The sequence below is a fragment of the Paenibacillus sp. P36 genome (assembly GCF_045866505.1).
Classification (GTDB): domain Bacteria; phylum Bacillota; class Bacilli; order Paenibacillales; family NBRC-103111; genus Paenibacillus_E; species Paenibacillus_E chondroitinus.
This window is the reverse complement of the sequence record NZ_AP038372.1, coordinates 5,445,006-5,468,628: the sequence shown is the minus strand read 5'-3', so window position 1 is coordinate 5,468,628 and position 23,623 is coordinate 5,445,006. Positions and strand designations below refer to the sequence as shown.

Below are 23,623 nucleotides of genomic sequence, written 5' to 3'. Positions count from 1 at the left end.
TGCCGGGGGGTGGTTTTCCCTATGAGAGGAGCATATTCGCATGGCTTTTATCGATTGTCATTTTTACTCCGATTCCCTTGGTGTCTCAGCTTCCATGTATGTGATCTTACCGCAGCCGGCTCAAAGTCAGATCGGGATCGCCTCAGCGAGCTACGGCACTACAAAGCATCCTACGCTGTACCTATTGCATGGTTTATCTGACGATCACACCATCTGGATGCGGAGAACATCTATCGAGCGGTATGCGGCCAAGTTGGGGATTGCCGTTGTTATGCCGGCTGTTAATCGCAGCTTTTATACGGATATGGCGGCAGGTCCGAAATACTGGACGTTTATTAGCGAGGAACTGCCGGCGATTGCCAGATCTTTTTTCCCGCTCGCGGAGGAAAGAGAGTTGAATTATGCTGCGGGCTTGTCGATGGGCGGATATGGCGCAATGAAGCTGGCCCTTACGCATCCAGACCGGTTTGCAGCTGCCGCCAGCTTGTCGGGCGCCGTAGATATTTCGCAGCGAGCATTAAACTTTCCGGATGAATTTAAGCTGATTTATGGCGATGTGACAAGGATCAAAGGCAGCGCAAATGATTTATTCTATTTGGCAGAGCAAGTGAAGGCTAGCAAAGGACCGAAGCCGGATTTATATCAGTGCTGCGGTACGGAAGATTTCCTATATGAAGATAACATCCGTTTCCGAAATTATTGCAGGGAATTGGGTCTGGATTTGACTTATGAGGAAGGGCCTGGAGAACATGAGTGGGGTTATTGGGATCGTCAAATCCAAAATGTCCTGAATTGGCTGCCGCTTCCAGCCCGCGGCTAGTGGGAAAATATGTTCTTTTCTTTTTGCAACAAACGGGTCACTATGGTATAGTTTCTCGTATATGTCGAGGAAGCAGTGGAGGGAAATGGTTTGCTGAAAAAGCTCGTACCCAGACAGTCCGTGCATACAATCTATGATATTGATGCCAATCATCTATGGGGATTTGGTGTTCGCGGTATCATTACCGATCTCGATAACACACTCGTAGGCGCGCGCGATCCGCATGCGACTCCAGAGTTAATAGAGTGGTTGAACCGGTTGCAGAAGATGGGCTTCAAGGTCGTCATCGTGTCCAACAACAATCATGGACGCGTATCCGCCTTTGCGGAGCCGTTAGGCATTCCATTCATTCACAGAGCCAAGAAACCATGGAACGTTTCATTTCACAAAGCTATGAAGCTGCTTGGTACGAATGCGAGACAAACAGCGGTCATAGGCGATCAAATGCTGACGGATGTGCTTGGCGGCAATCGAATGGGGCTTTACACGATTCTGGTCAATCCGATTTCTATCAATGACGAAGGTTTTTTCACACGAATTAACCGGCGGATTGAGAAATGGGCGAATGCCAGGATGAAGAATTAGGAGGTTTCATGAGTACAGAAACGATTAATCATTGTGCGGGATGCGGCGTATTGCTGCAAACAGAAGACAAAAGCAAGCTCGGATTTATTCCGGCAGAAGCGCTGCAAAAGGAGCCCGTTATTTGTCAGCGCTGCTACCGAATCAAGCATTATAACGAATCTTCCAGCATCACGCTGCAGCAGGACGACTTCCTGAAGTTGCTTGGACATGTCGGCCAAACCAAGGCGCTAGTTGTGAAGATTGTGGACATTTTTGATTTTGAAGGCAGTATGCTCAGCAGTCTGGGACGGTTTGTCGGCACGAATCCGGTGCTGCTTGTCGTCAACAAGATTGACTTGCTGCCGAAAGTGACCAATGCCAACAAGATCATCAACTGGGTGCAGCGCAGAGCCAAAGAGGCCAACCTTAAGGTTGTTGATATTGTGCTGTGCAGTGCGAAGAAAAACATCGGCTTCGATCGCGTGATTACGGCTGTGCAGGAACACCGCGGCGACAGAGACGTGTATGTTGTTGGTGCCACCAATGTCGGCAAATCGACGCTTATTAACCGTTTAATCAGCGATTACAGCGATTTGGAAGCGGAGCTTACGACATCCCAATACCCGGGCACGACGCTGGATTTGGTCAAAATCCCGCTCGACGATGGCCGGTTTATCGTAGATACGCCGGGGATTGTGCACACGCACCGTCTAACCGAGGTTGTGAAGAAACGTGATTTGGCACGTATCATGCCGGATAAGCCGCTCAAACCGGTTGTTTTTCAGTTAAATGAACAACAAACGTTGTTTTTTGGCGCGTTAGCTCGCTTTGATTTTATAAAAGGCGAACACCAGTCGTTCACATGCTACACGTCCAACGCGATTCAAATCCATCGCACGAAGTTGGAGCGGGCAGATGATCTGTACGCCGATCACAAAGGCGTCATGTTAGCGCCTCCGAATGAAGCGGACTTGGACGAGCTGCCTCCACTTGTGAAGCATGGGCTGAACATTCCAAAGGGGAAACAAATGGATGTGCTCATCTCCGGTTTAGGTTGGATTAAAGTGAACAGCCTGGCTGGTTCACAGCTTGCCGTGCATGCACCGAAGGGGATCAAGGTTATCACACGAGAGTCATTGATATAGGGGGACCAGAGGAAACCATGGAGAAGAGCCGGGCGATTGACAGTCATACGATTCTATATGGGGTATTCGGAGATCCGATTCGGCATTCCCGATCGCCAATCATGTTGAATCGCGCTTTTCAAGAAGCGGATATTAACGCGGTTTATGCTGCTTTTCATGTACGTCCTGACGCGCTAGGAGATGCAGTTCGGGGGATTCGGGCGCTGGGGTATCGAGGCATTAATGTCACTATTCCACATAAAGTTGAAGTTATGCAGTACCTGGACGAAATTGACGAGGGAGCTCGGATCGTTGGCGCGGTAAATACAATCGTGAATGAAAACGGCAAGCTTACCGGTTACAATACGGACGGTATTGGGTATGTTCGTTCTCTCAAAGAAGAAACGGGCATCGATTTGAAGGGGAAAAGCGTTCTTGTCCTTGGAGCCGGCGGAGCTGCCAGAGGGGTTGCGTATGCGCTCGCCAAAGAGGGTGCAGGCTGCATTTATATTGCAAACCGAACCAAAGAGCGTGCTTTGGAGTTGGCAGAAACGATCAGCGCTTTTACGAAGACCGTGGGTCTTGGACTTGATGAGATTGCAAATGTCGTGGATGAGGTCCAGTTCGTACTGAATACGACCTCTGCGGGGATGCATCCTAACACGGAAGAGCTGCCGATGCCGGTTGAACTTCTGAAAGAACATCATCTTGTGAGCGATTTAATCTATAATCCGCGCATTACAAGGTTCCTTCGTGAGGCGGAAGCCAAGGGAGCCCGCATTCATGGCGGACTGGGCATGTTTATATATCAAGGTGCTTTTGCTTTTGAATACTGGACTGGTAAACCTGCGCCCGTTGCGGCGATGAGACAGGTGGTAGAACAGTCGTTAGCTGAATAAGAATGAATAGAGGGACATCCATGTTAACAGGCAAACAGAAACGTTATTTGCGCTCGCTAGCGCACCATGTAGATCCGATTTTTCAAGTAGGTAAAGGCGGCGTGAACGAACACTTAATCCGTCATATCCAAGAAGCGCTGGAAGTTCGTGAGTTGATTAAAATTACAGTGCTGAATAACAGCGGAGAAGATCGGAATGAGGTAGGCGCTGAATTATCCGAGAAATCCGGTGCTGAGCTCGTACAAGTGATCGGTAAAATCGTCGTATTGTACAAAGAATCGCGTGACAAGAAAAAGATTGAACTGCCGAGCTAAAGAGGTGTAAGCATGCTTGTCGGAATTATGGGTGGAACCTTTGATCCGATCCATACCGGTCATTTGATCGCTGCGGAGCGGGCGAGGGTGGAAGCAGGATTAGACGAAGTATGGCTGATGCCGGCTAATGTGCCGCCGCATAAGTCCAACGCGCCGAAGGCCACAACGCAGCAGCGCTGGGAGATGGTTTGCCTTGCTGCGGAAGGGAATCCTTTTTTTCGTCCGATTGATATCGAAATCAGCAAAGGCGGCGTATCTTATAGTATCGATACGATTGAACTGCTGCGCAAACAATATCCCACTACAGAATTTGCTTATATTATAGGTGCAGACATGGTTCAGTATTTGCCGCAGTGGCATCGCATCGATGACATCGTGCGGCATATTCGTTTTATCGGTTTAGCCAGACCTGGCTACGAACTGGATATGGCGCATATGTCGGCTAACATCCGTGAGCGAGTAACCATTGTCCCCATGCCGCTTGTTGAAATTTCATCCACGGCCATTCGCGAGGAACGAAGACAGGAACGATCGGTCCGATACCTTGTTCCGGAAGTCGTGAACGGTTACATGGAGGTGAACCGATTGTATGAATCGTGAGAAGCTAATCGCAGCCGTAAAAGAACAAATGCCGGAGAAACGCTGGCTTCATACACTTGGTGTCATGGAAACGAGCGTCATGCTTGCGAAGCGATTCGGTGGAGATCCTGTCAAAGCTGATCTTGCAGCTATTTTACATGACTATTGCAAGTATTGGCCTGTGCAGGAGCAAGCTAAGATTATTCGCGAGAATGGGTTGCCGCAGGATTTATTGGATTTTGACAAGGAGCTTTGGCATTCGCATGCCGGGGCGTTCATTGCCCAGTCGCAATTTGGTATTCAGGACGAAGAGATATTGGATGCGATCCGGTACCATACCTCAGGGCGTGAAGGGATGACGCTGTTAGACAAAATCGTATGTTTAGCGGATTATATGGAGCCAGGCCGGGAATTCCCCGGTGTAGAGCTCATCCGTGAGGAAGCCAAGACCAGCTTGGAGAAGGCGCTTGTTGTCGGGTTTGATTCTACGATTCGGTTTTTGATTGAAAAAGGAAAACGAATTTATCCGCTTACTATTTTGACACGGAATGATTTGATTCAACAAATAAACAACTAATTAATGGAGGTTGATTGAATGAGTAAAAGCCCAGAAGAGATTTTAGCATTTGTCGTAGAGGCTGCAGAGGATAAAAAAGCGGCGGACGTTGTCACGCTTAATTTGCAAGGTATTTCCTTGATTGCGGATTATTTCGTCATTTGCCACGGAAATTCAGAAACACAAGTGCAAGCGATCGCGAGCGAAGCCAGAAAGAAAGCACATGAGTATGGCGTCACGATCAGAGGTTACGAAGGTATTGATACAGCTAGATGGGTTCTGCTTGATTTAGGAGATGTTGTTCTGCACGTTTTCCACCGCGATGATCGCGAGTACTATAACATCGAAAGACTTTGGTCCGATGCCAAAGTTGTGGAGCGCGTATGAGACTGGAAGCAGGATCCCTCGTTACCCTTGAGGTAGCGAGGGAAGTTCCGCCAAACGGATATTTCCTGAGCGACGGCTATCAGGATGTACTTTTACCTTATGCGGAGATTGTAGGCAAAATCAAGGCCGGTGAGCACGTGGAAGCTTTTTTATTCCATGATACGCAGGACAGGCTCATGGCTACTATGAAACGTCCGCAAATCCGAATGGGCGAAGTCGGGCTGCTCGAGGTTGTCGATATTCATCCGAGATTTGGCTACTTTCTGGAGATGGGATTAGGGCGCAACTTGCTCCTTCCTTACCGTCATGTCCCGGAATTGGAGGAATTGCGACCTCAAGTAGGGGACAAGGTGTTTGCAACATTAGCGCATGACCGTCAAGGCCGCTTGATTGCGAAGCTGGCACTGGAAGACGATCTGGCTCCGCTTTGTGTGCGTGCTCCTTCAAGCTGGAGCAACCGCTGGGTGAAAGCGCGCGTGTACAGGCCGCTGCAGATGGGCACTTTCGTTATTTGCGAGGCCGGTGTTCTCGGTTACGGTGTGATCGGACTTATCGCTCCTACGGAGAGAACACGATTGCTTCGTGTGGGTGAGTTGGTGGATGTACGTGTCGCCTTCGTTCGCGAAGAAGATGGCCGCGTGAATCTGTCGATGAGACAGCCAAAGGAAAAAGGCCGCGATGAAGATGCGGAGAAAATTCTTAGTGTGCTGGAGACGCGTCCAGGAAATGCGATGCCATTTTCAGATAAAACGTCTGCGGACATCATTAAGGATCGGTTTGGCCTGAGCAAAGCGGCTTTTAAGCGTGCGTTAGGCAAGCTGATGAAAGACGGGCTCATCTATCAGGAGGACGACTGGACCTATCTGAAAAAAGAGGAGAATCCTAGTTAACATGAGCTATGAGAAATTTGCCTACACGTATGACCGTCTGATGAACAGCATGCCTTACGAGGATTGGCTTCGTTTTGTCAAAGAAAGCTTTGACCGGTTTGGCGTGAAGCCGGTTTCGATCGTTGATCTCGGCTGCGGTACCGGCAACTTGACGATTCCGTTGGCATTGCAAGGTTATCAAATGACAGGCATTGACTTGTCGGAAGATATGCTGGCTGTAGCGGAACAAAAAGCAGGAGAACACCCTCAGCTTGCGCGCAGCGGAGCCGTTCGTTTGTTTCAGCAGGATTTGCGGGAGTGGGAGCTGGGGGAATCGGTTGATGTCGCTCTATCCTTCTGTGATAGTTTGAACTATTTGCTAGAGGAAGAGGACATTGTAGATGCCTTTCGCCAAACGTATGAAGGGCTTAAGCCGGGCGGTTTATTCCTGTTCGATGTGCATACGCCCCAGCAGCTGTTTGCTTATGCGGAATCTCAGCCCTTCTTTTTGAACGAAGAGGATGTAGCTTACATTTGGACAAGCGAGTTGAATGAGGAAAGAGTTCAAATTCAGCACGAATTGACCATCTTTGTCAAAGAGGAAGGCGGCAAGGAACTGTTCCGGCGCATCGATGAAACGCATGAACAGCGCGCTTATGCACTGGATTGGCTGGAGCAGATGCTGAGGGAAGCAGGCTTTCTTGAAGTGTACAAGGCAGCCGACTTTACATGGGAACAACCTACGAAGCTGACAGAGCGGGCTTTCTTTATTGCAAAGAAATAAAGCATAAGGAGCCCCGCCGCTTGACAGTGCGGCATTATTTTACATATAATCAAAGCTAATCAGATGATCACAAAGCTTGGAAGAGGATTAGTAACTTGCACAGCATCTCGCAGAGAGCCGGTTAAAGGGTGGAAGCCGGTAGATGTCCGTCTTGTGAACTCGCCTTGGAGCTAGAAGGTGAATCGCCACGCATGTTGGCGTTAGCCGGATCGTTTCACCCGCGTTAAGGGGCAGAGTGAACACAGGCAAAGCATGCCTGGTGTTAACTAGGGTGGTACCACGGGAATCTAACCTCTCGTCCCTAGCGATATCCGCTAGCGATGAGGGGTTTTTTGGCGCTTATAGCCGTACACAGGGAGGAAATTTCACATGACACAGGAAACGAAAGAAACCAAGGAATTACAGGGTTACAATCCGCAAGCGATTGAGCCCAAATGGCAAGCTTACTGGGATGCAAAGAAAACATTCAAAGTGCTTGAAAATTCGGATAAGCCGAAATTTTATGCGTTGGATATGTTTCCATATCCTTCAGGAGCAGGTCTGCATGTAGGACATCCGGAAGGTTATACGGCAACGGACATCGTCTCCCGTTTCAAACGGATGAGAGGCTTCAACGTTCTTCACCCAATGGGTTGGGACGCATTCGGACTTCCGGCTGAGCAATACGCTTTGGATACAGGGAATGATCCACGTGATTTTACACAGAAAAATATCGATACGTTCCGCCGTCAAATTAAATCGCTCGGATTTTCCTACGATTGGGATCGGGAGATTTCCACGACGGATCCGGAGTATTACAAATGGACGCAATGGATTTTCATCCAACTGTACAACAAAGGCCTTGCTTATGTAGACGAAGTGCCTGTTAACTGGTGTCCGGCGCTGGGGACGGTTCTTGCGAATGAAGAAGTTATCGATGGTTTGAGTGAACGTGGAGGCCACCCGGTCATCCGTAAACCGATGCGTCAGTGGATTCTGAGAATTACGGAATACGCTGAACGTTTGCTGGAAGATCTAGAGGAGCTTGACTGGTCGGAGAGCATTAAGGATATGCAGCGCAACTGGATCGGTAAATCGACAGGCGCTGAAGTTCAATTTGCGATCGAAGGGCATGAAGAGAAGAGCCTGACTGTCTTTACAACACGTCCAGATACTTTGTTCGGAGCGACTTATTGTGTGCTTGCACCTGAGCACGAGCTTGTGCAGCAAATTACGACAGACGGACAAACGGCCGCTGTGAAAGAATATCAAGAAAAAGCTTCCCGCAAAAGCGATCTGGAGCGTACTGACCTGGCTAAAGACAAAACAGGCGTATTCACAGGTGCCTATGCGATTAATCCAGTAAATGGCGGGAAAGTGCCGATCTGGATCGCGGATTATGTGCTTGGCGGTTACGGTACTGGCGCCATCATGGCAGTGCCTGGACACGACCAACGTGACTGGGAGTTTGCGAAACAGTTCGATTTGCCGATTATTGAAGTCGTGCAAGGTGGCAATGTGGAGAAAGAAGCTTACGCTGGAGACGGCGCTCATGTGAATTCTGGACCTATCGATGGCATGAACATTGAGCAAGGCATCAGTCACATGATCGCTTGGCTTGAAGAGAACGGCAAAGGTCAAGGTAAGGTCACATACCGCTTGAGAGACTGGCTGTTCAGCCGTCAAAGATACTGGGGAGAGCCGATTCCGATTCTTCACCTGGAAGATGGCACGATGAAGCCTGTACCGGTTGACCAACTTCCGCTTCTGCTTCCTCAAGTTGATGAAATTAAACCTTCGGGAACTGGGGAATCACCGCTGGCTAACGTATCTGAATGGGTGAATACGACCGATCCGGAAACGGGGATGAAAGCTCGCCGCGAGACGAATACGATGCCGCAATGGGCTGGCAGCTGCTGGTACTACCTGCGTTTCATCGATCCGCGTAACGATAAAGAGTTCTGCTCGCATGAGCTTCAACAGCAATGGCTGCCGGTTGATTTATATATTGGCGGAGCTGAGCATGCGGTACTTCACTTGCTGTATGCCCGTTTCTGGCATAAAGTGCTTTATGATCTTGGATTTGTTCATACGAAGGAGCCGTTCCATAAGTTGGTCAACCAAGGGATGATTCTTGGCGAAAACATGGAGAAAATGAGTAAATCACGCGGCAACGTTGTAAATCCGGATGATATCGTGAGCGATCAAGGCGCGGATACACTGCGTATTTACGAGATGTTTATGGGACCGCTTGAAGCGACAAAACCATGGAACACAACGGGTGTAGACGGCATTTACCGTTATTTGAACCGTGTGTGGAGACTGTTTGTGGATGAGAACGGTCAAGTTCAATCCAAAATCAGCGCGGATGAGACGCTTGGAAGCGATACGTTCAAACGAACATGGCATCGTTCCATCAAGAAAATCACGGAGGATTTCGAAGCGCTGCGGTTTAATACGGCGATCAGCCAAATGATGATTTTCGTCAATGAAGCTTACAAAACGGAGCGCTTGCCGCTCGAAGCGATGAAAAACTTCGTTCAGATGTTGTCTCCGCTTGCACCGCATTTGGCGGAAGAACTGTGGGAGAAGCTGGGTGGTACCGAGTCAATCACGTATGCACCATGGCCAACTTATGACGAAGCTTGGACCGTCGACAATGAAATTGAGATCGTAGTACAAGTCAACGGCAAAATTGTGGACCGCGTGCTGATTTCAAAAGATACGGACGAAGCTGCGATGGAGAAAATCGCTTTTGATCTTGATAAAGTCAAAGAAGCGACCGCCGGAAAGGCCGTTCGCAAATTGATTGTCGTTAAAGGTAAATTAGTGAACATCGTTGTAGGCTAATCAAGAAAAAAGACTATTGAGAAGACTGTTGCTTTATGGTTAATTGCTGCTCAGTCTTCTCAAGGTCTTCTTGATATTTGTCGTGGGTAGCGTGGATCACGCGCGAGAATACGCCGGAAAGCTCTTCATCCAAAATACGCAATCCTTCGGCAGTAATACCGCCGGGCACGGAAACGCGTTTTTGCAAGGTCATAGGGTTAAAGCCGCCCGTCGTCAGCAGCTTGCCTGTTCCAAGTGTCATCTCACTGGCTAGAAGCGTTGCTTCTTCAGGGGAGATGCCTGTGACTTCAACAGCTGCATCGATAAAGGATTGAATGAAGTTGGCAAGAAAAGCAGGGCCGCAGCTGGATAGGTCTGATGAGATGCGTGTGTAATTTTCAGATACCCGTATCGGTGATGAGATATGGGCAAATAAATTCTCAAGCCATTCTTTATCCTCAGGCTGCATCCGATTACCATGAATGCAGAGTGTAGCACCGCTTAATACATAGTTCGTAATACTTGGAATGATTTTACTTATTTTTGCCGGCAAAAGACTTTCCAAATGCTTAATCAGCACAGGACTTGTGATGGATACGATGAACTGGGAGGGAAGCACGTCCTCTTTAATTTCATCAATAACCTTTTTAAATTCAGAAGGCTTCACACAGAGGAAAATAATATCGCTCTCCAGCACGACTTCTCTATTCGATTGGGCTACCAGAAGCCCAGGATATGTCTCCGCAAGAAGCTCAACTTTACGAATCGTTCGATTTCCTGCAATAATTTGCTCCGGATTGAAAGCCCCAGAATGAATGAACGCTTCAATCAGAATACTTCCCATACTCCCAGTACCGATGAACCCTGCTTTCATCTAGTAATCCCTCCCGAAAAAAATCAGTCACTTTCGTTAATATTTATAGAACGGGGTCAGTTTTGGATGCCATTCGGATGCTTTTTCATGTATATGCATGCTTCTCTGCCGTTATGAAAGATTAGCTTGTTTTTTTTATTTAACTGTTAGGAGGGAACTCGTGGCTCTATTTCGTTATCGAAAATTTCTGTATACTGCTGTAATTGTTTGTATTGTCGTTTTTGTTGTATGGCCTTTTGTGACTGGAGGACGGTCATCGATGATACAAACGGAGTTTGAACCGGTGAATGAGCAAATTGAAGCTCTTATAGCGAATGGAGAGGAAATAGCTCAGGAATCCCTCGCAACACCTGGAGTTACTTCTGAAGTCTCTGATCCCACAGAAACTTCTGAAACCCCTGGAACCCCTGGAACCCCTGGAACCCCTGGAACCCCTGGAACCCCTGGAACCCCTGGAACCCCTGGAACCCCTGGAACCTCAGAAACCTCAGAACCTTCTAGACCTGATGCGTCTCCGGCCGCACCTGTAACAAACATCACATCTGAATCGCCTTTACCTAAGCTAAAAGGAAGCCCTCCACCAGCGCCTGCAAAGGGTCTATTGGATTTGAATACCGCAACGCTTAAGCAACTAAATGATTTGCCAGGGATCGGCGACAGCAAAGCAAGAGCCATTCTGGATTACCGTTTGAAAAAAGGTAGATTCAGCAGGGTTGAAGAACTAACCGAGGTGAAGGGGATTGGGGATAAAATGCTCGAAAAGCTGAAGCCATTGGTTTACGTAACTTCAATATAGTCCTTTCTTTCATTTTGAGATGAAGTATGAGAGAATACTAGAAATGAAAAAAGGAATATAAAGGACATGGGAGGGGAGCTACGATGAGTAACCGCAAAGACTGGGACACTTACTTTCTTGATATCGCCTATATGGCTTCCACGCGTTCCAGATGTAATCGACGCCATGTTGGAGCTGTGCTTGTTCAAGGGAAAAAGCTGCTCGGAACAGCTTATAATGGTGCTCCAATGGGAGTACCTGATTGCACGGAAGCCGGGTGTATGCTTGTTGAAGAAATTGAACTGAAAGTAGTGGAGGATGTTGAGGAAGTAGTGCGCAAGCAGCGCTGTATCCGCACCATTCACGCCGAGCAAAATCTGTTGCTCTTTACAGATCGCGAGGATCGGGAGGGCTCTACGGTCTATGTCACCGATCAACCTTGCTGGACTTGCGCAAATATGCTCGCAAATAGCGGTGTGACAGAGATTGTTTTCCATCGCGGTTATCCGAAGGATAACGAGAAGGTCAGCCAGTTAATGTCGGCCAGAGGCATCACCTTCCGCTCTATGGAAGGGTATGAGCCTCCGCCTGGCACCGTATCTGACGTCGTGAATTAGATCATTCAATCTACATTGGGGAAGAACCTCATTTCAGCAGCAGCCTAAGATTAAGGCTCATCTGGAATGAGGTTTTTTGCTTTGCCGGAAGGGAGGAATAAGCTTAAATGAAACGACCAGTTGTTATAGGATGCTGTCTGTGGATAACTGGCTATGTGCTTGCACTCTACAGCCATCTGCCATGGCTGTCTTTGACGACGAGCGCGCTAATGCTTGCCGCGATCGTCGTCATCCGCCTGCTGCGGCTGCCTGCCGGACAGCCGCTGTGCGCGCTTTTGCTGGTCGGAGTAGCCTACGGCTACTTCCAATGGACCGACCAGCGCAACGTCACGGCCCTGCTGCCCCTCACGCAGCAGGAAAACCCGGACGGCCGCGAAGTCATACTGCGCGGCCGATTCAGTTCCCCTGTCACCGTAGACGGCGACAGGGCCAGCTTTACCGTGGAAGCGGAGTCCATCCGCTTCCAGGACCGCGCTTTCCCGCTCAGCGGGGAAAGCGTGCAGGTCTCGCTGCGCTTGCTGGCGCAGGCGCAGCAGGAGGTGGCGTCGGCGTGGCGCCGAGGCGACGCCCTGACGCTCACGGGGACGCTGCGCAGCCCGTCCCCGGCACGCAACTTCGGCGGCTTCGACTACCGCCGATATTTGCGCCTTCACCACACCCATTGGCAGGTGGTAGCCAAAGGGGTGGATCAGGCGCAGGTGCAGCCTGCGGCTGCGAGCATCAGCGCCACGCAGCTGCTGCGCTGGAACGACATGCTGCGGGATAGCCTCAGCCGCCGCATGGACCTGATATTCCCCGCGCCGCAGGCGGGGTTTATGAAGAGCATGCTGATCGGATTGACGGACGATCTGGATCCCGAACGCTTCCAGCAATTTTCGGAGCTGGGGCTGACCCATATTTTAGCCATATCAGGCTTGAATGTTGCCGTGTTTCTAGGTGTCTGCTTCTGGGGAATGCGTCGCTTAAAGCTGACCAAAGAATCATACTTACGCATATGCTTTTGGCTGCTGCCCTTCTACATCCTGCTGACGGGTGCATCTCCTTCTATTGTAAGAGCGGGATTGATGGCCATGGTGGCGCTGTACGCGGCAAGAAAAGGAGTAACGAAGGATGTGCTGCACAGCATGGCGATTGTGGCTTGGGTCATGCTGGTGTGGAATCCATATTTCTTACTGGATGTCAGCTTTCAGCTTTCTTTTCTGGTCACTCTTGGACTTATTCTTGGTGTACAGCGTGTAAATGAATTGCTTGAAGGTTGGCTAACCTCCTCCGTATTAAGAAACACAGTGTCAATCACCCTTGTTTCGCAATTCGTTTCCTTTCCTGTTTCAATCTATTATTTCAATCAATTTTCCTTGCTTTCCTGGCTGGCTAATGCCGTTCTTGTTCCTGTAATCAGCTTAGTTGTCTTTCCTGCTGGTATCGTGGCGGTCGTTGCGGGACTATTGTATTTGCCGGCTGGCCAAGGAATGGGGTGGCTCATTTCGTGGTTAAATGATGCGATTTTTTGGGTGACAGACAAGCTTCAACATCTGTACCTATTCAAACAAATTTGGCCAAGCCCAAGCTTGCCGTGGATTGCTTTTTATTATCTGCTGTTGATTGGGATTTATGGGTCATGGAGACGCTGGATGCTCGGCACTATGGATGAGCCCCCGATTAGGTTAGAGAGTTTACATGACAGAGGAGGAGCGCAACACGCGATAGGATTATGGCTTGCCGTAGGAGGTTTTTTTGGCCTGTTGTGGATAGGCTATTCCCCTGACAGACTGGAGAGGACCGGACTTGTTCAATTTATAGATGTGGGTCAAGGGGATGCCATATTGATTAGCACACCGTATGGGCGAAATCTTCTCATAGATGGCGGAGGCACAATTTCGTTCAGCAAGGCTGGCGAAGGTTGGAAAGCGAGAAAAGATCCTTATGAAGTAGGGAAAAAACTGCTGGTTCCTTTGCTTAAAAAGCGTGGTGTTCATCAATTGGATATGCTGGTACTATCCCACGAAGATACCGACCACAGCGGAGGGCTTCAGGCTGTTATGGAACAAATTCCTGTTAAGCAATTTATGTTCAACGGTACCTACAATCCGAATAAAGGCATAGAGAAACTATTCCAAACTGCTCTCGATCGGAAAATCCCGATGCTTGCCGGGGAGCAAGGCGGATGGATCCAGATCGATCCTGTGACCCGAATGAAGGTTCTGTATCCTTTTTCAGAAGTCGTAGAACATGCAGAGATTGTGAAGGAACAAAACGAATATTCTGTGGTGCTCCTGCTGGAAATGTTGGGAACGAGGTGGCTTTTTACAGGAGACATGGGAAAGGACTCGGAGTTGGCGCTGCTGAAACGACTGAAAGAAAGCAAGGAGGTACCAGATCGTCTAGATGTTTTGAAAATTGCGCACCATGGCAGCAAATACTCTACTTCGCAGGAATGGCTGGATTATTGGCGGCCGCGAACGGCTGTGATTTCAGTTGGTGCTGGAAATCTATATGGTCATCCAGCGCCCGATGTCATGGAGCGGTTAAGCAATATAGGTTCACACGTATTTCGAACGGATCGGATGGGGGAGGTTCAGTTGGAAGTGCGCAAAGATGGGCTATTTTCGCGTACGAAAATCGTCTTGCCCTGATATTTTAAGATTTGGCCTCCGGGGGTTTCGATTGCTGCTGAACCGTATCGTTTTGCTGCTTCCATGGCGGGTCTCCGTTTTTGTGAAGGAGTTGATTAATCAGATAAGTACCGAGTGGTACAACAAACGAAAGGATGGTACAGATCAAGACCAGTCCGGAAGGCATTAAGCCTAAAAAGGTTGACCACATGGCTCATTACTCCTTTGTTGATTCGAAAATATTGCCTATACGGCGGATAATCACTTTGGTCTGCACGTCGACTTCTGCTTGGGCAAACAAATTTTCTCCGTTATCCCAATTTTCCGCAATGGGCTTCCACATTTTATAATGATCCTGGAATAGATAAGGGCCCAGGCCCAGAGCGTCTTTTTTATAGGAATGCTGCAATTTTTTGATTGTTTTATTGGCTGTGGATGCCAGTTTATCTTGCAAGCTTTTCTCAAGTGCTTCTACGGTTTTCCCTTCAGAGGGATCAATGTTGGTGATGGATTTGTCCAATGTACCTTCGGCTATGATCTTAATCGTAAATTTCATATGTCCCGGACTTGTTTGTTGGACGTAAAACTTCCTATTTGAGCGTTCCACTTTAAAGCCTACGACTTGATCATCGACGTTAGATTCAATGATCCCGCCCTTCACTCGCTGTGTAATAAAGTTTAATCCTTGCGTTTCTTCTCCCGTTAGGAAGCCGAGTAATTGCTTGGTTGTTCCATCAAACAAGGCGCTTCCATTTAGGGTCACACCTCCGTCTTCCTTTTTAATTGTTTGTAGAACAAAGCTTTCATTTTTGATTAAAAATTCGTGCACATCGCCAATCCTCGATTCAGGCAGCATGAAATTCGTTTTTTGATTGTTTTTGGCGATAGAGGAGATATAATCAATTGGCGTTGATTCATTGTTTGGGTAAATGCCGAGGATATCCGAGGCTTTCCCATCCGCGATTAAAATTTGAACACCGCGCCGCATTTCGCTATTTCGCAGAAAAAAATCTAGCACATTGGGAAGGTTGGCTTTGTTTTTCGCTACATCACTAGAAATGATGATGATTCTCAAGTGTTCAAAATAAGGAGATCGGCTTGTTCTTCCCGCTATTCTGGCCGCTACAGCCGGCATCGAGTTTTCTGTTGTCGAGATATTGAAATAAGCCTGTCCGGCATGGGGATTCATGCTGTTGCCTTGTCCGGTTGTACTCCCGCTGCTTTGTTTTAGACCTCCAGGCACTATCATTTGATAGGTGCCTTTGTATAGATTTTTTCCGTTCTCCCCCTCGGGTTTGTCGATGGCGACTCCAACAACGAAGCCGCGTTGATTAATTTCCACGCGGTCCCAGCAACCTGTCAGCAGCAACAACGTGCAGCCGAGACATAGCGTGCAGAGAACTTTTCTAGGAAGCATCGCTCTTCACTCCTCGAAGCTTGGCAACCGTATAAATGAGTATTGGAAACAGAATACTTACAATGATTCCTTCGTAACTGATGAAAGTGCTCATTTTACTAAAATCTGAGAGATTTTTCGGATACATACACAACAAATAGATGATCGGACTGAGAATAAATACCCATGTTTTGTGCTTAGGTTTGGGAAACAAAGACCGAAGTCCATAAATCGTACAATCATAGGCCATTACAGTTGTCGTAAAAACAGCCATGATCCAAATTGTGAAAAATATGGATTCAAACCGTTCAAAGAATTCACCAGGGATCTGCATTTCTTTAGCAAGCTCCACAGCAGGATAAGTGATTTCCGGCAGTGCAAGCTGTGAAAAAACACCTACGCAGACAAGATAGATGGCCGTATATAACACGAGAGGGATAAGCACACCGATGGCTACAGCTTTTGGGGCATCTTTCGGCCGGTTCATCATTGTAATATAGAACAGGACGACTTCAAAACCCAAAAGTGAAAAAGCGGTCGTTTTCGTTGCAGCGGCTAACGATTTCCAATTCGTCGTAAAAAAAGGTTTTAGTTCTTTCAGATCGACCATACCAAGGCTAAATAGAAGAACGAGCACCGCGACTAAGAGTACGATCGGGATAAATAAGATATTTAAACGAATGAGACCTACGCGGCTGCCGCTAACGGCATACACGTTTACCATTAAGAAAGCAAAGGCAATGACCTCTACAGGCGTTGTTTCAAATAAGTATTGTTTAGCAATATTGGCGATTGCCCTGACTTCATAAGCGCAAAAGGAAAGAAAATAAAGCGATAGCAATAAAACGGCAGCGAAGGCAAGGGGCTTTGTGATCGCAGCAGAAGCATAGACGTAGTAGCCTTGGCTGCTGAAATGCGTCGCTATTTTGGCGAGTATCCAAGCGATTCCAATGGCAATTATGCCTGCTGCGATCATAGATATCCAACCGTCCGAGCCGTTGACTGATTTTGCTAACTCACGTGGGAGCATCAAAATGCCTACACCGATAATCATCGAAGTCACGGTAATGGAAATATCCAATGAACTGATCTCTTTATCCCCGTATTCAAAAGACTTCATTCTTATTTCTCCTTGGTTTTCATTCTGTCGTCATTGTTCGTTTGAAGCATTTGCGGCCGCTTCTTCATGAAGTGAAGAGGGGCACGCAGCACGAGATCCTTCCAGTCGCGAATGAACATAGGTGCAAACGGTGTGGAGTATGGGATTCCAAAGCTTTTCAGATTAACGATATGAATGTTGATCATGATATAAGCCAGAATGACGCCATACAATCCAAGGAATGCCGCGAACAGCATAATGCCGAACCGCATGACGCGCAAGGAAATGGCAAATGAGTAGGATGGTAAGGAGAAAGAGGAAATGGCCGTGACGGCAACGACGATAACCATAACTGGACTTACCATACCGGCAGCTACCGCGGATTCTCCAATAACTAGACCTCCTACGATCCCAATCGTTTGTCCAATGGGTTTAGGAAGACGCAGTCCTGCTTCTCGAAGCAGCTCCAATGTGAATTCCATGACGAATGCTTCAATAACGGCTGGAAACGGCACACCTTCCCGCGCTCCCGCGATAGAAAAGGCAAGCTTGGACGGAATCATCCCGTGATGAAACTCAAGTAATGCAATATAGAGCGCAGGCAGGAAGGTAGCAATAAAGGCTGAAATTAGCCGCAGAATCCGAGTCAGCGTGGAGATCAGCCAGTTTTGATAATAATCCTCAGGTGATTGTAAGCTGGAGGAAAACGTAATCGGCAAAATGAGGGCAAAGGGATCACCGTCAACTAGAATGGCTACGCGACCTTGGAGGAGAGCGCCGGAAACTTTATCAGGCCGTTCTGTATTCAGAATGACAGGAAAAGGGCTCAGAAAGCTATCTGTGATCCATTGCTCCAAATAACCGGAACCCTCGATATCATCCATATCAATACTATTGATGCGCCGCACAACTTCCTTGACTAGATCCGGATGGACAATATCGGCAATATAAGTGACGATAACTTTTCTTCTAGCTCTTCGGCCAATTTGAAAAGTGTCAAAAACAAGATTGGTTTCCTTTATGCGTCTTCTAAGGAGCGCAGTATTTGTTCGTAAATCTTCGGTGAAACCGATCCGCGGTCCGCGAATGATGGATTCCGTCTGCGGTTCCTCAATGCCTCGAGATTTCCAGCCGCTGCTCGTAACAATAATGTATTGAGATAGATTATCCAGTAAAATCAATGTGTTTCCGGAAAGGATCTCTAAGAGTGCCTCGTCCAGAAGCTCACCGGTTTCGATTTCGAAGCTAGTTAAAACCTGCTGCGTTAAGATATTCAAAAGTTCCAGGGCTGAGCTTACAGGTTGTAAGGCGGAGTGAAGCATCGGATTAATGAGCTGCTCGTTAACGAGCGTTGTATCTACAAGGCCATCAATGCAGACGATTGCGCAAGGGTACTCTTCCTGGCCAACCGTAAACTGTCTGATAATGAGGTCACTGGGCTGATGAAGCAGCGTTCTAATGGTATTCAAATTATCTAACAGAGTCGGCAGCATGACTTTGGTTTGGTCTGATGATGATGGTTTTGCTTGAGATTTCGTAATGCTGCTGTGAGACATGCGTCTTCTACCGAATAATTGTTTGAACACGGCAAGCCCTCCGCTTATAAGTAGCTTCTCAGTAATATTTACCACTTTAGTTAGAAATAAACGGTTTTTTTGTAAGGTACTACGCAAACATAGTACTTTCCGAACGATGGAAAAGGTTTAGAATGAAGAGTAATTTGACCGAAATCAGAAAGGGGAATGAACAAATTCATCCAAATGGATTAAACTAACACGCTTCTATCACGTCTAAGTTGTGTATTTATTCACGAAAGTTTGTTATTCTGGAAGTTGCAAACAGCCTTTATATTTTTTATTCTAAAAATACTGCAACATTATGAGACGCTGCCGCGTCTGTAAGATTGCAAGAGGGAGGGATCCCAGTGGTAGCACCCGAACTGGTTAAAAGAGCTCAGGCCGGTGATCGTGATGCACTCATTACCCTATTGCGAGAAATTGAGTCTCACGTCTATCGAACCGCTTATTATATTTTGAATAATGAACAAGATGCCCTTGATGCTTCACAGGAGGCGCTCCTTCGGATTTATACCAAAATCAACTCATACGAAGAAAAAGCGTTGTTTAAGACGTGGGTGCAGCGGATTGTAACGAACATCTGCATCGATAAATTTCGCAAGGCGAAACCTACGGTTTCTATTGATGAGCATGATATGACGTTTACTGCAGAGCAAAATGTTGAATATGAAATTATGTCTGGCTATTTAGCCAAAGATATTCGAGAAGCAATCGATAAGCTTCCCGAGCACCATCGGTCTGTTGTTGTTCTCCGTTATTTGCAGGACTTTTCGTATCATGAAATTGCTGAATCGTTAAATTTACCGCTAAATACGGTGAAGTCTTACTTATTTCGAGCTAGACAACAGTTACAATTGTTGCTCCAAGATTATCAGAAAGGAGGTGTTCGGGGATGAATTGTCAAGAGGTGATGGAACTTATGCAAAGGCAGCTGGATGGAGATCTGAACTCGCAAGAGGAAGATGAGCTCCATGCTCATTTAGCCTATTGTCTAGACTGTGTACAAGTGTTTGAACGTTTACAAAGATTGTCGGGTGAACTCGCCCAATTACCGAAGGTTGTCCCTCCATACAGCTTGGTCGATGCCATTCTGCCGCAGCTAGATGAGATTGATAAAGGAGCCGCGGCGTCCATTACCGACAAGGCAGCTGTCTTCAACGCAGAAGTTAGCCATATCGAGCAAGGACAGCGCAAGAAACTCCCTTGGACACGCCGATTAGGATCGCAGTTCTCTTGGAAATTTGCAAGTGGCGTCGTTGCCGCGGGTCTCATTATTGGATTCTTTGCTTTTAACATGAAGCATCCTGTGATGGATAATGCTGATGGTTTGCTTCCAATGGCAGCATCCAAGCAAGAGGTTGGCCAGAAGGAAGCGGCTTCCCCAGAGCTGAAGTTGAATCGAGAAGCCCAGGATCAGATGAAAGGTTCCGGTAATTCTGGCGCTACTGAGTCACCTGCGCCAAGCGATGCTGTTTCTGGTTCTGCACCGGCAGCGGGGCAGGAGTCCCCATCTTCTGCGGGGTCTAATGTAGCGGAACCGCAGGCTACAACGAATGCTCCACTGGAAAAGCCGGGTACGATTAGTCCGTCGACATCGGTGGACTCCAAGGATACAACGCCTACGGTCCCTTCAACTTCGGAGCCTGCACGTATGAAAGATTCAGGTACAACTGGCGGAAATGAGCAGAAATCTGTAGATCAGAATCAAGTGAGTCCGAATCCGGCGCCAGTTGCTCCCACTAAAGCTGATAATGATCAGAAGGCAGCAACCATACAGCCTTCACCAACTCCTTCACCAACTCCCTCTGCAAAAAAAGGGATTGAGAGAGATACGGGGGCAGGTATGTTTGCGATGACTGTACCGGTCACGGATAATTTTATGAAGTCAGCGACAGGGGCGTTAACGGCGGCCGTTGAAGATCATCACGTCGTGATCCGTAATAGTGAAACTTTAGAGATTATTTTCGAGTCCAAGCAAGTGTGGAAGCCGGAGGATCAGATCACATTGGTCGAGTGGTCCAAGGATGACAAATTCTTTTATCAAGTGCAAAGCGGGGGCACCCTGCATACCATTCGCGTCGATGTGAAGCTCAAAACGGAAGTATCTCCGTAAAAAGCTTAAAATGAGTGCACCATTAGAGGGGCTCTAGCGTATGTTATACAAAAGGAAAGCGAAAGTATGCTAAGGGTTCGCCCACACGGTCTAAGGTTTCTAGAGCCTTTAACCGGTGTTTAAATAGACAGACAAAGGGATTACTTCAAGGTCGAAGGACTTTGACGTAATCCCTTTGTTGTTGGTAAAATGAAGGCGAGGAGTGAACGCCAGCTATGGACGCAAAGAGAGCATTGAAAGATATACAAGCAGGGCGGCAAGCACCCGTATATTTGTGCTACGGTCCTGAGAAATATAAAATGAGAGAGTTTATTCAGGTGTTAACAGATTCACTTATTGAGCCGGAACATAAGGAATTTGCTGTGAGTAAATTCGATTTAAGCGAAATCTCGCTTTCATCCGTACTTGAAGATGCGGAGACGCTTCCATTTATGGTGCCCAAGAAGCTTGTCATCGCCAAAAACGCGCTGTTTTTTACTGGGGCTAAGGAAAGCACGAAAATTGAGCATCACTTAGAACGTTTAACCGACTATTTAAAATCGCCCGCCGAGCACACTGTCGTGGTGTTTACTGTTGACGCTGATAAATTGGACGAGCGCAAAAAAATCGTCAAAGCGCTCAAAGACATGGAGGCGGCTGTTCCCTTCCTATCCCTAAGCCCAGAAGAGCTGCAGCAATGGGTGGCTGCCAGGGCGCGTCAGCGGGGGTTCTCGTTTACCGGGGAAGCTACGGACCAACTGATCCTCTATACAGGTGGCAATTTGCAATCGTTATCCGCAGAAATCGAGAAGATCTCCTTATATGTGGGGGCTGGGAGCGAGGCAACCACAGATGTAATTGATCAGCTTGTCGCTCGAAGCACGGAGCAGAACGTTTTTATACTCATTGAAGACATTGTGAACGTGAGGCTGGATCGTGCCTTTGTTATTTTAGAAGAGCTGCTGAAACAACGGGAAGAGCCGATCAAAATAGCTGCGCTTATTGCAAGGCAGTTTCGTATTATGCTGCAGGTCAAAGAGCTTAGCAAGCAAGGCTACTCTCAGCAGCAAATGGCTTCTCAGATCGGGCTGCACCCCTTCGCGGTGAAAGTGGCTGAAGGTCAAGCGCGGAAATACAATATTGAAAAACTGAGCGATATCATGTCCCAGTTGGCTGATCTTGATTTCCAGATGAAGACCGGGAAAATTGATAAAGTGCTAGGGTTAGAAATGTTCCTTCTTAGGCTGGCTGCCTAAGGAGGTTTTTTGTTAAACGGAAAAAAGCCCAATTCTCGGAAGAGAACTGGACTTTTGCTTTATGTCCTGTATTACGCTTGGGCCGTAAGAGCGTTCAGCTTTTTAGCCAGACGGGACTTCTTGCGGTTAGCGGCATTTTTATGGATTAAACCTTTAGAAGCTGCTTTATCTAACTTCTTGGAAGCGTTAATTAGAGCTTCTGGGCTTACAGCTGTTTCGAAAGCTTTCACAGCAGTACGCAGAGCGGACTTTTGGGAAGCGTTACGAAGACGGCGCTTTTCGCTAACTTTTACTCGTTTAATAGCGGATTTAATGTTTGGCATGAAATTCACCTCCTACTTACAAAACACGGTTCAACGTTACATTTGTATGTTTGCTGACAACTTTAAGTATTCTACCATGCAACTATTGAAAATGCAAGACCTGTCAATAGGTTTTCAGTGGCTATTCCATTTGCATAACGGCCTCATATTCGTCACACACTAAGAGATGCAAAGCACCTCAGAAAGGGGAACTTCCATGGACTTAAGCTCTTTTACCACCCATACGGATCTTGCGCTGGATGCAAGGGATATGGCTCATGCAGCGAATCAAGGGCAGCCGATACCTGGTATTGAACAGGAGTCGACTCGTGAAAATGGCATACGCGTTACCAAAATTAACGTAAAAAATGAAGAAGGCTCCAAAGCCCTTGGCAAACTCCTTGGACATTATATAACGATAGAAGTTCCTGCACTACGCGAAAAAGACAGCCAATTGCAGGACCGTGTAGCTACGAAGCTGGCCCAAGAATTCGAACAATTTTTGCGGGACATAGGGATTCCCCAGAATGCCAAAGCGCTGATTATCGGACTCGGCAACTCCAACGTGACGCCGGATGCGCTCGGCCCACTCGTAGTTGACAATATCATGGTGACACGCCACTACTTTGAACTGATGCCGGAAGATGTGAGTCCAGGCTATCGCCCCGTCAGTGCGGTAGCTCCCGGGGTGCTTGGAACAACGGGGATTGAAAGCAGTGATATCGTGCTCGGGATTGTTGAAAAATCCAAACCTGATTTCATCATTGCCATCGATGCATTGGCTTCCAGATCGCTCGATCGGGTAAATACGACCATCCAAATTGCCGATACGGGCATTCATCCGGGTTCCGGTATCGGCAATAAGCGCAAAGGGTTAACGATGGAGAATCTTGGCATACCTGTAGTGGCTATAGGCGTGCCGACGGTTGTTTATGCTTCAACCATTGTCAATAACGCCTTCGACCTCATGCAAAAGCATTTTAGCGAACAGACGGCCAATACGGGACAAATACTTGGGCTGCTGGACAATATTCACGAGGAGGAGCGTCTTCAGCTTGTTAAAGAAGTGCTAAACCCTGTCGGCCACGATTTATTAGTCACTCCGAAGGAAATTGATCAGTTTATCGAGGACATCGCCAATATTATTGCCAGCGGTTTGAATGCTGCACTGCACGACGCCGTTGGCGTTGAGAATGTCGCGGCTTATACGCACTGAACATATCGGAACTGTGTCTGCGATTTTCGTGGAACAGTTCTTTCTTTTGTTCATTGTTAGGACGATCTGGAAGGAAAAAGATGGCAGGTGTCGAAGTAACAGA

The 23,623-nt window shown here is 47.6% G+C and carries 24 protein-coding genes and 1 other annotated feature; of the genes, 18 read left to right on the top strand and 6 right to left on the bottom strand.

Features of this window, described 5'->3' with window-relative positions; all coding sequences use genetic code 11:
* The first annotated feature begins 40 nt into the window (after positions 1-40).
* From ACKTT9_RS24730 to leuS, 11 genes are all read left to right on the top strand, one after another.
* Positions 41-820 (top strand): alpha/beta hydrolase, encoded by a 780-nt coding sequence (locus ACKTT9_RS24730; RefSeq protein ID WP_407867983.1) that lies wholly within the window; start codon positions 41-43, stop codon positions 818-820.
* Positions 821-910: 90 nt separating this feature from the next.
* Positions 911-1,405 carry a YqeG family HAD IIIA-type phosphatase gene (locus ACKTT9_RS24725; protein ID WP_174806720.1) on the top strand — a complete coding sequence of 165 codons (495 nt, stop codon included), beginning with the start codon at positions 911-913 and terminating at the stop codon, positions 1,403-1,405.
* Positions 1,406-1,413: 8 nt separating this feature from the next.
* Positions 1,414-2,529 (top strand): ribosome biogenesis GTPase YqeH, encoded by a 1,116-nt coding sequence (yqeH, locus tag ACKTT9_RS24720; protein ID WP_407867982.1) that lies wholly within the window; start codon positions 1,414-1,416, stop codon positions 2,527-2,529.
* Between the two features lie 17 nt (positions 2,530-2,546).
* Entirely contained in the window at positions 2,547-3,407 is an 861-nt protein-coding gene (gene aroE, locus ACKTT9_RS24715) for a shikimate dehydrogenase (protein ID WP_407867981.1), read from the top strand.
* A gap of 20 nt (positions 3,408-3,427) precedes the next feature.
* Complete coding sequence (yhbY, locus tag ACKTT9_RS24710) at positions 3,428-3,721, top strand: ribosome assembly RNA-binding protein YhbY (RefSeq protein WP_407867980.1); 294 nt, start codon at positions 3,428-3,430, stop codon at positions 3,719-3,721.
* 12 nt (positions 3,722-3,733) lie between these two features.
* The gene (locus ACKTT9_RS24705; RefSeq protein ID WP_407867979.1) at positions 3,734-4,321 is read left to right on the top strand and encodes a nicotinate-nucleotide adenylyltransferase; all 588 of its coding nucleotides are present in this window, start codon (positions 3,734-3,736) and stop codon (positions 4,319-4,321) included.
* On the top strand, positions 4,311-4,877 hold the full coding sequence (yqeK, locus tag ACKTT9_RS24700) for a bis(5'-nucleosyl)-tetraphosphatase (symmetrical) YqeK (protein ID WP_407867978.1): 567 nt from the start codon (positions 4,311-4,313) through the stop codon (positions 4,875-4,877). Before ACKTT9_RS24705 ends, yqeK begins: the two co-directional genes overlap by 11 nt.
* A gap of 18 nt (positions 4,878-4,895) precedes the next feature.
* Entirely contained in the window at positions 4,896-5,243 is a 348-nt protein-coding gene (gene rsfS / locus ACKTT9_RS24695) for a ribosome silencing factor (RefSeq protein WP_127449916.1), read from the top strand.
* Positions 5,240-6,133 carry a S1 RNA-binding domain-containing protein gene (locus tag ACKTT9_RS24690; RefSeq protein ID WP_407867977.1) on the top strand — a complete coding sequence of 298 codons (894 nt, stop codon included), beginning with the start codon at positions 5,240-5,242 and terminating at the stop codon, positions 6,131-6,133. The genes rsfS and ACKTT9_RS24690 overlap by 4 nt, the downstream gene beginning before the upstream one ends.
* Position 6,134: 1 nt before the next feature.
* Positions 6,135-6,896 (top strand): class I SAM-dependent DNA methyltransferase, encoded by a 762-nt coding sequence (locus tag ACKTT9_RS24685; RefSeq protein WP_407867976.1) that lies wholly within the window; start codon positions 6,135-6,137, stop codon positions 6,894-6,896.
* Positions 6,897-6,964: 68 nt separating this feature from the next.
* Positions 6,965-7,202 (top strand) — a binding site (T-box leader).
* A 63-nt stretch (positions 7,203-7,265) separates the two neighbouring features.
* Positions 7,266-9,725 carry a leucine--tRNA ligase gene (leuS, locus tag ACKTT9_RS24680; RefSeq protein WP_407867975.1) on the top strand — a complete coding sequence of 820 codons (2,460 nt, stop codon included), beginning with the start codon at positions 7,266-7,268 and terminating at the stop codon, positions 9,723-9,725.
* Positions 9,726-9,738: 13 nt separating this feature from the next.
* On the opposite strand, the gene comER is transcribed toward leuS, so the two are convergent.
* Positions 9,739-10,578 (bottom strand): late competence protein ComER, encoded by an 840-nt coding sequence (comER, locus tag ACKTT9_RS24675; protein WP_157321789.1) that lies wholly within the window; start codon positions 10,576-10,578, stop codon positions 9,739-9,741.
* 160 nt (positions 10,579-10,738) lie between these two features.
* On the opposite strand from comER, the gene ACKTT9_RS24670 reads away from it, so the two are divergent.
* The 3 genes from ACKTT9_RS24670 (at position 10,739) to ACKTT9_RS24660 (ending at position 14,603) form a co-directional block, all read left to right on the top strand.
* Positions 10,739-11,374 (top strand): ComEA family DNA-binding protein, encoded by a 636-nt coding sequence (locus ACKTT9_RS24670; protein WP_407867974.1) that lies wholly within the window; start codon positions 10,739-10,741, stop codon positions 11,372-11,374.
* 83 nt (positions 11,375-11,457) lie between these two features.
* Entirely contained in the window at positions 11,458-11,970 is a 513-nt protein-coding gene (locus ACKTT9_RS24665; RefSeq protein ID WP_157321785.1) for a dCMP deaminase family protein, read from the top strand.
* 107 nt (positions 11,971-12,077) lie between these two features.
* Positions 12,078-14,603 carry a ComEC/Rec2 family competence protein gene (locus tag ACKTT9_RS24660; protein WP_407867973.1) on the top strand — a complete coding sequence of 842 codons (2,526 nt, stop codon included), beginning with the start codon at positions 12,078-12,080 and terminating at the stop codon, positions 14,601-14,603.
* A gap of 4 nt (positions 14,604-14,607) precedes the next feature.
* On the opposite strand, the gene ACKTT9_RS24655 is transcribed toward ACKTT9_RS24660, so the two are convergent.
* The 4 genes from ACKTT9_RS24655 to ACKTT9_RS24640 are packed head-to-tail and all read right to left on the bottom strand — an operon-like array spanning position 14,608 to position 18,663.
* Positions 14,608-14,793 carry a hypothetical protein gene (locus ACKTT9_RS24655; protein ID WP_407867972.1) on the bottom strand — a complete coding sequence of 62 codons (186 nt, stop codon included), beginning with the start codon at positions 14,791-14,793 and terminating at the stop codon, positions 14,608-14,610.
* Positions 14,794-14,799: 6 nt separating this feature from the next.
* Entirely contained in the window at positions 14,800-15,999 is a 1,200-nt protein-coding gene (locus ACKTT9_RS24650; RefSeq protein ID WP_407867971.1) for a Ger(x)C family spore germination protein, read from the bottom strand.
* Positions 15,989-17,098, bottom strand: coding sequence for an endospore germination permease (locus ACKTT9_RS24645; protein ID WP_407867970.1), 1,110 nt, complete (start codon positions 17,096-17,098; stop codon positions 15,989-15,991). The genes ACKTT9_RS24650 and ACKTT9_RS24645 overlap by 11 nt, the downstream gene beginning before the upstream one ends.
* Before the next feature lie 2 nt (positions 17,099-17,100).
* The gene (locus tag ACKTT9_RS24640; RefSeq protein ID WP_407867969.1) at positions 17,101-18,663 is read right to left on the bottom strand and encodes a spore germination protein; all 1,563 of its coding nucleotides are present in this window, start codon (positions 18,661-18,663) and stop codon (positions 17,101-17,103) included.
* Between the two features lie 338 nt (positions 18,664-19,001).
* On the opposite strand from ACKTT9_RS24640, the gene ACKTT9_RS24635 reads away from it, so the two are divergent.
* The 3 genes from ACKTT9_RS24635 (at position 19,002) to holA (ending at position 22,002) form a co-directional block, all read left to right on the top strand.
* The gene (locus ACKTT9_RS24635; protein ID WP_127449845.1) at positions 19,002-19,550 is read left to right on the top strand and encodes an RNA polymerase sigma factor; all 549 of its coding nucleotides are present in this window, start codon (positions 19,002-19,004) and stop codon (positions 19,548-19,550) included.
* Positions 19,547-20,767, top strand: coding sequence for a zf-HC2 domain-containing protein (locus ACKTT9_RS24630; RefSeq protein ID WP_407867968.1), 1,221 nt, complete (start codon positions 19,547-19,549; stop codon positions 20,765-20,767). The genes ACKTT9_RS24635 and ACKTT9_RS24630 overlap by 4 nt, the downstream gene beginning before the upstream one ends.
* 215 nt (positions 20,768-20,982) lie before the next feature.
* On the top strand, positions 20,983-22,002 hold the full coding sequence (gene holA, locus ACKTT9_RS24625) for a DNA polymerase III subunit delta (RefSeq protein ID WP_407867967.1): 1,020 nt from the start codon (positions 20,983-20,985) through the stop codon (positions 22,000-22,002).
* Between the two features lie 71 nt (positions 22,003-22,073).
* Here holA and rpsT read toward each other — a convergent pair whose 3' ends face one another.
* Positions 22,074-22,325: a 30S ribosomal protein S20 gene (gene rpsT / locus ACKTT9_RS24620; protein ID WP_028557986.1), complete on the bottom strand. Its 252-nt coding sequence runs from the start codon at positions 22,323-22,325 to the stop codon at positions 22,074-22,076.
* Positions 22,326-22,521: 196 nt separating this feature from the next.
* Between rpsT and gpr the strand changes: the two genes are divergently transcribed.
* Positions 22,522-23,520: a GPR endopeptidase gene (gpr, locus tag ACKTT9_RS24615; protein WP_157321725.1), complete on the top strand. Its 999-nt coding sequence runs from the start codon at positions 22,522-22,524 to the stop codon at positions 23,518-23,520.
* Positions 23,521-23,623 lie beyond the last annotated feature (103 nt).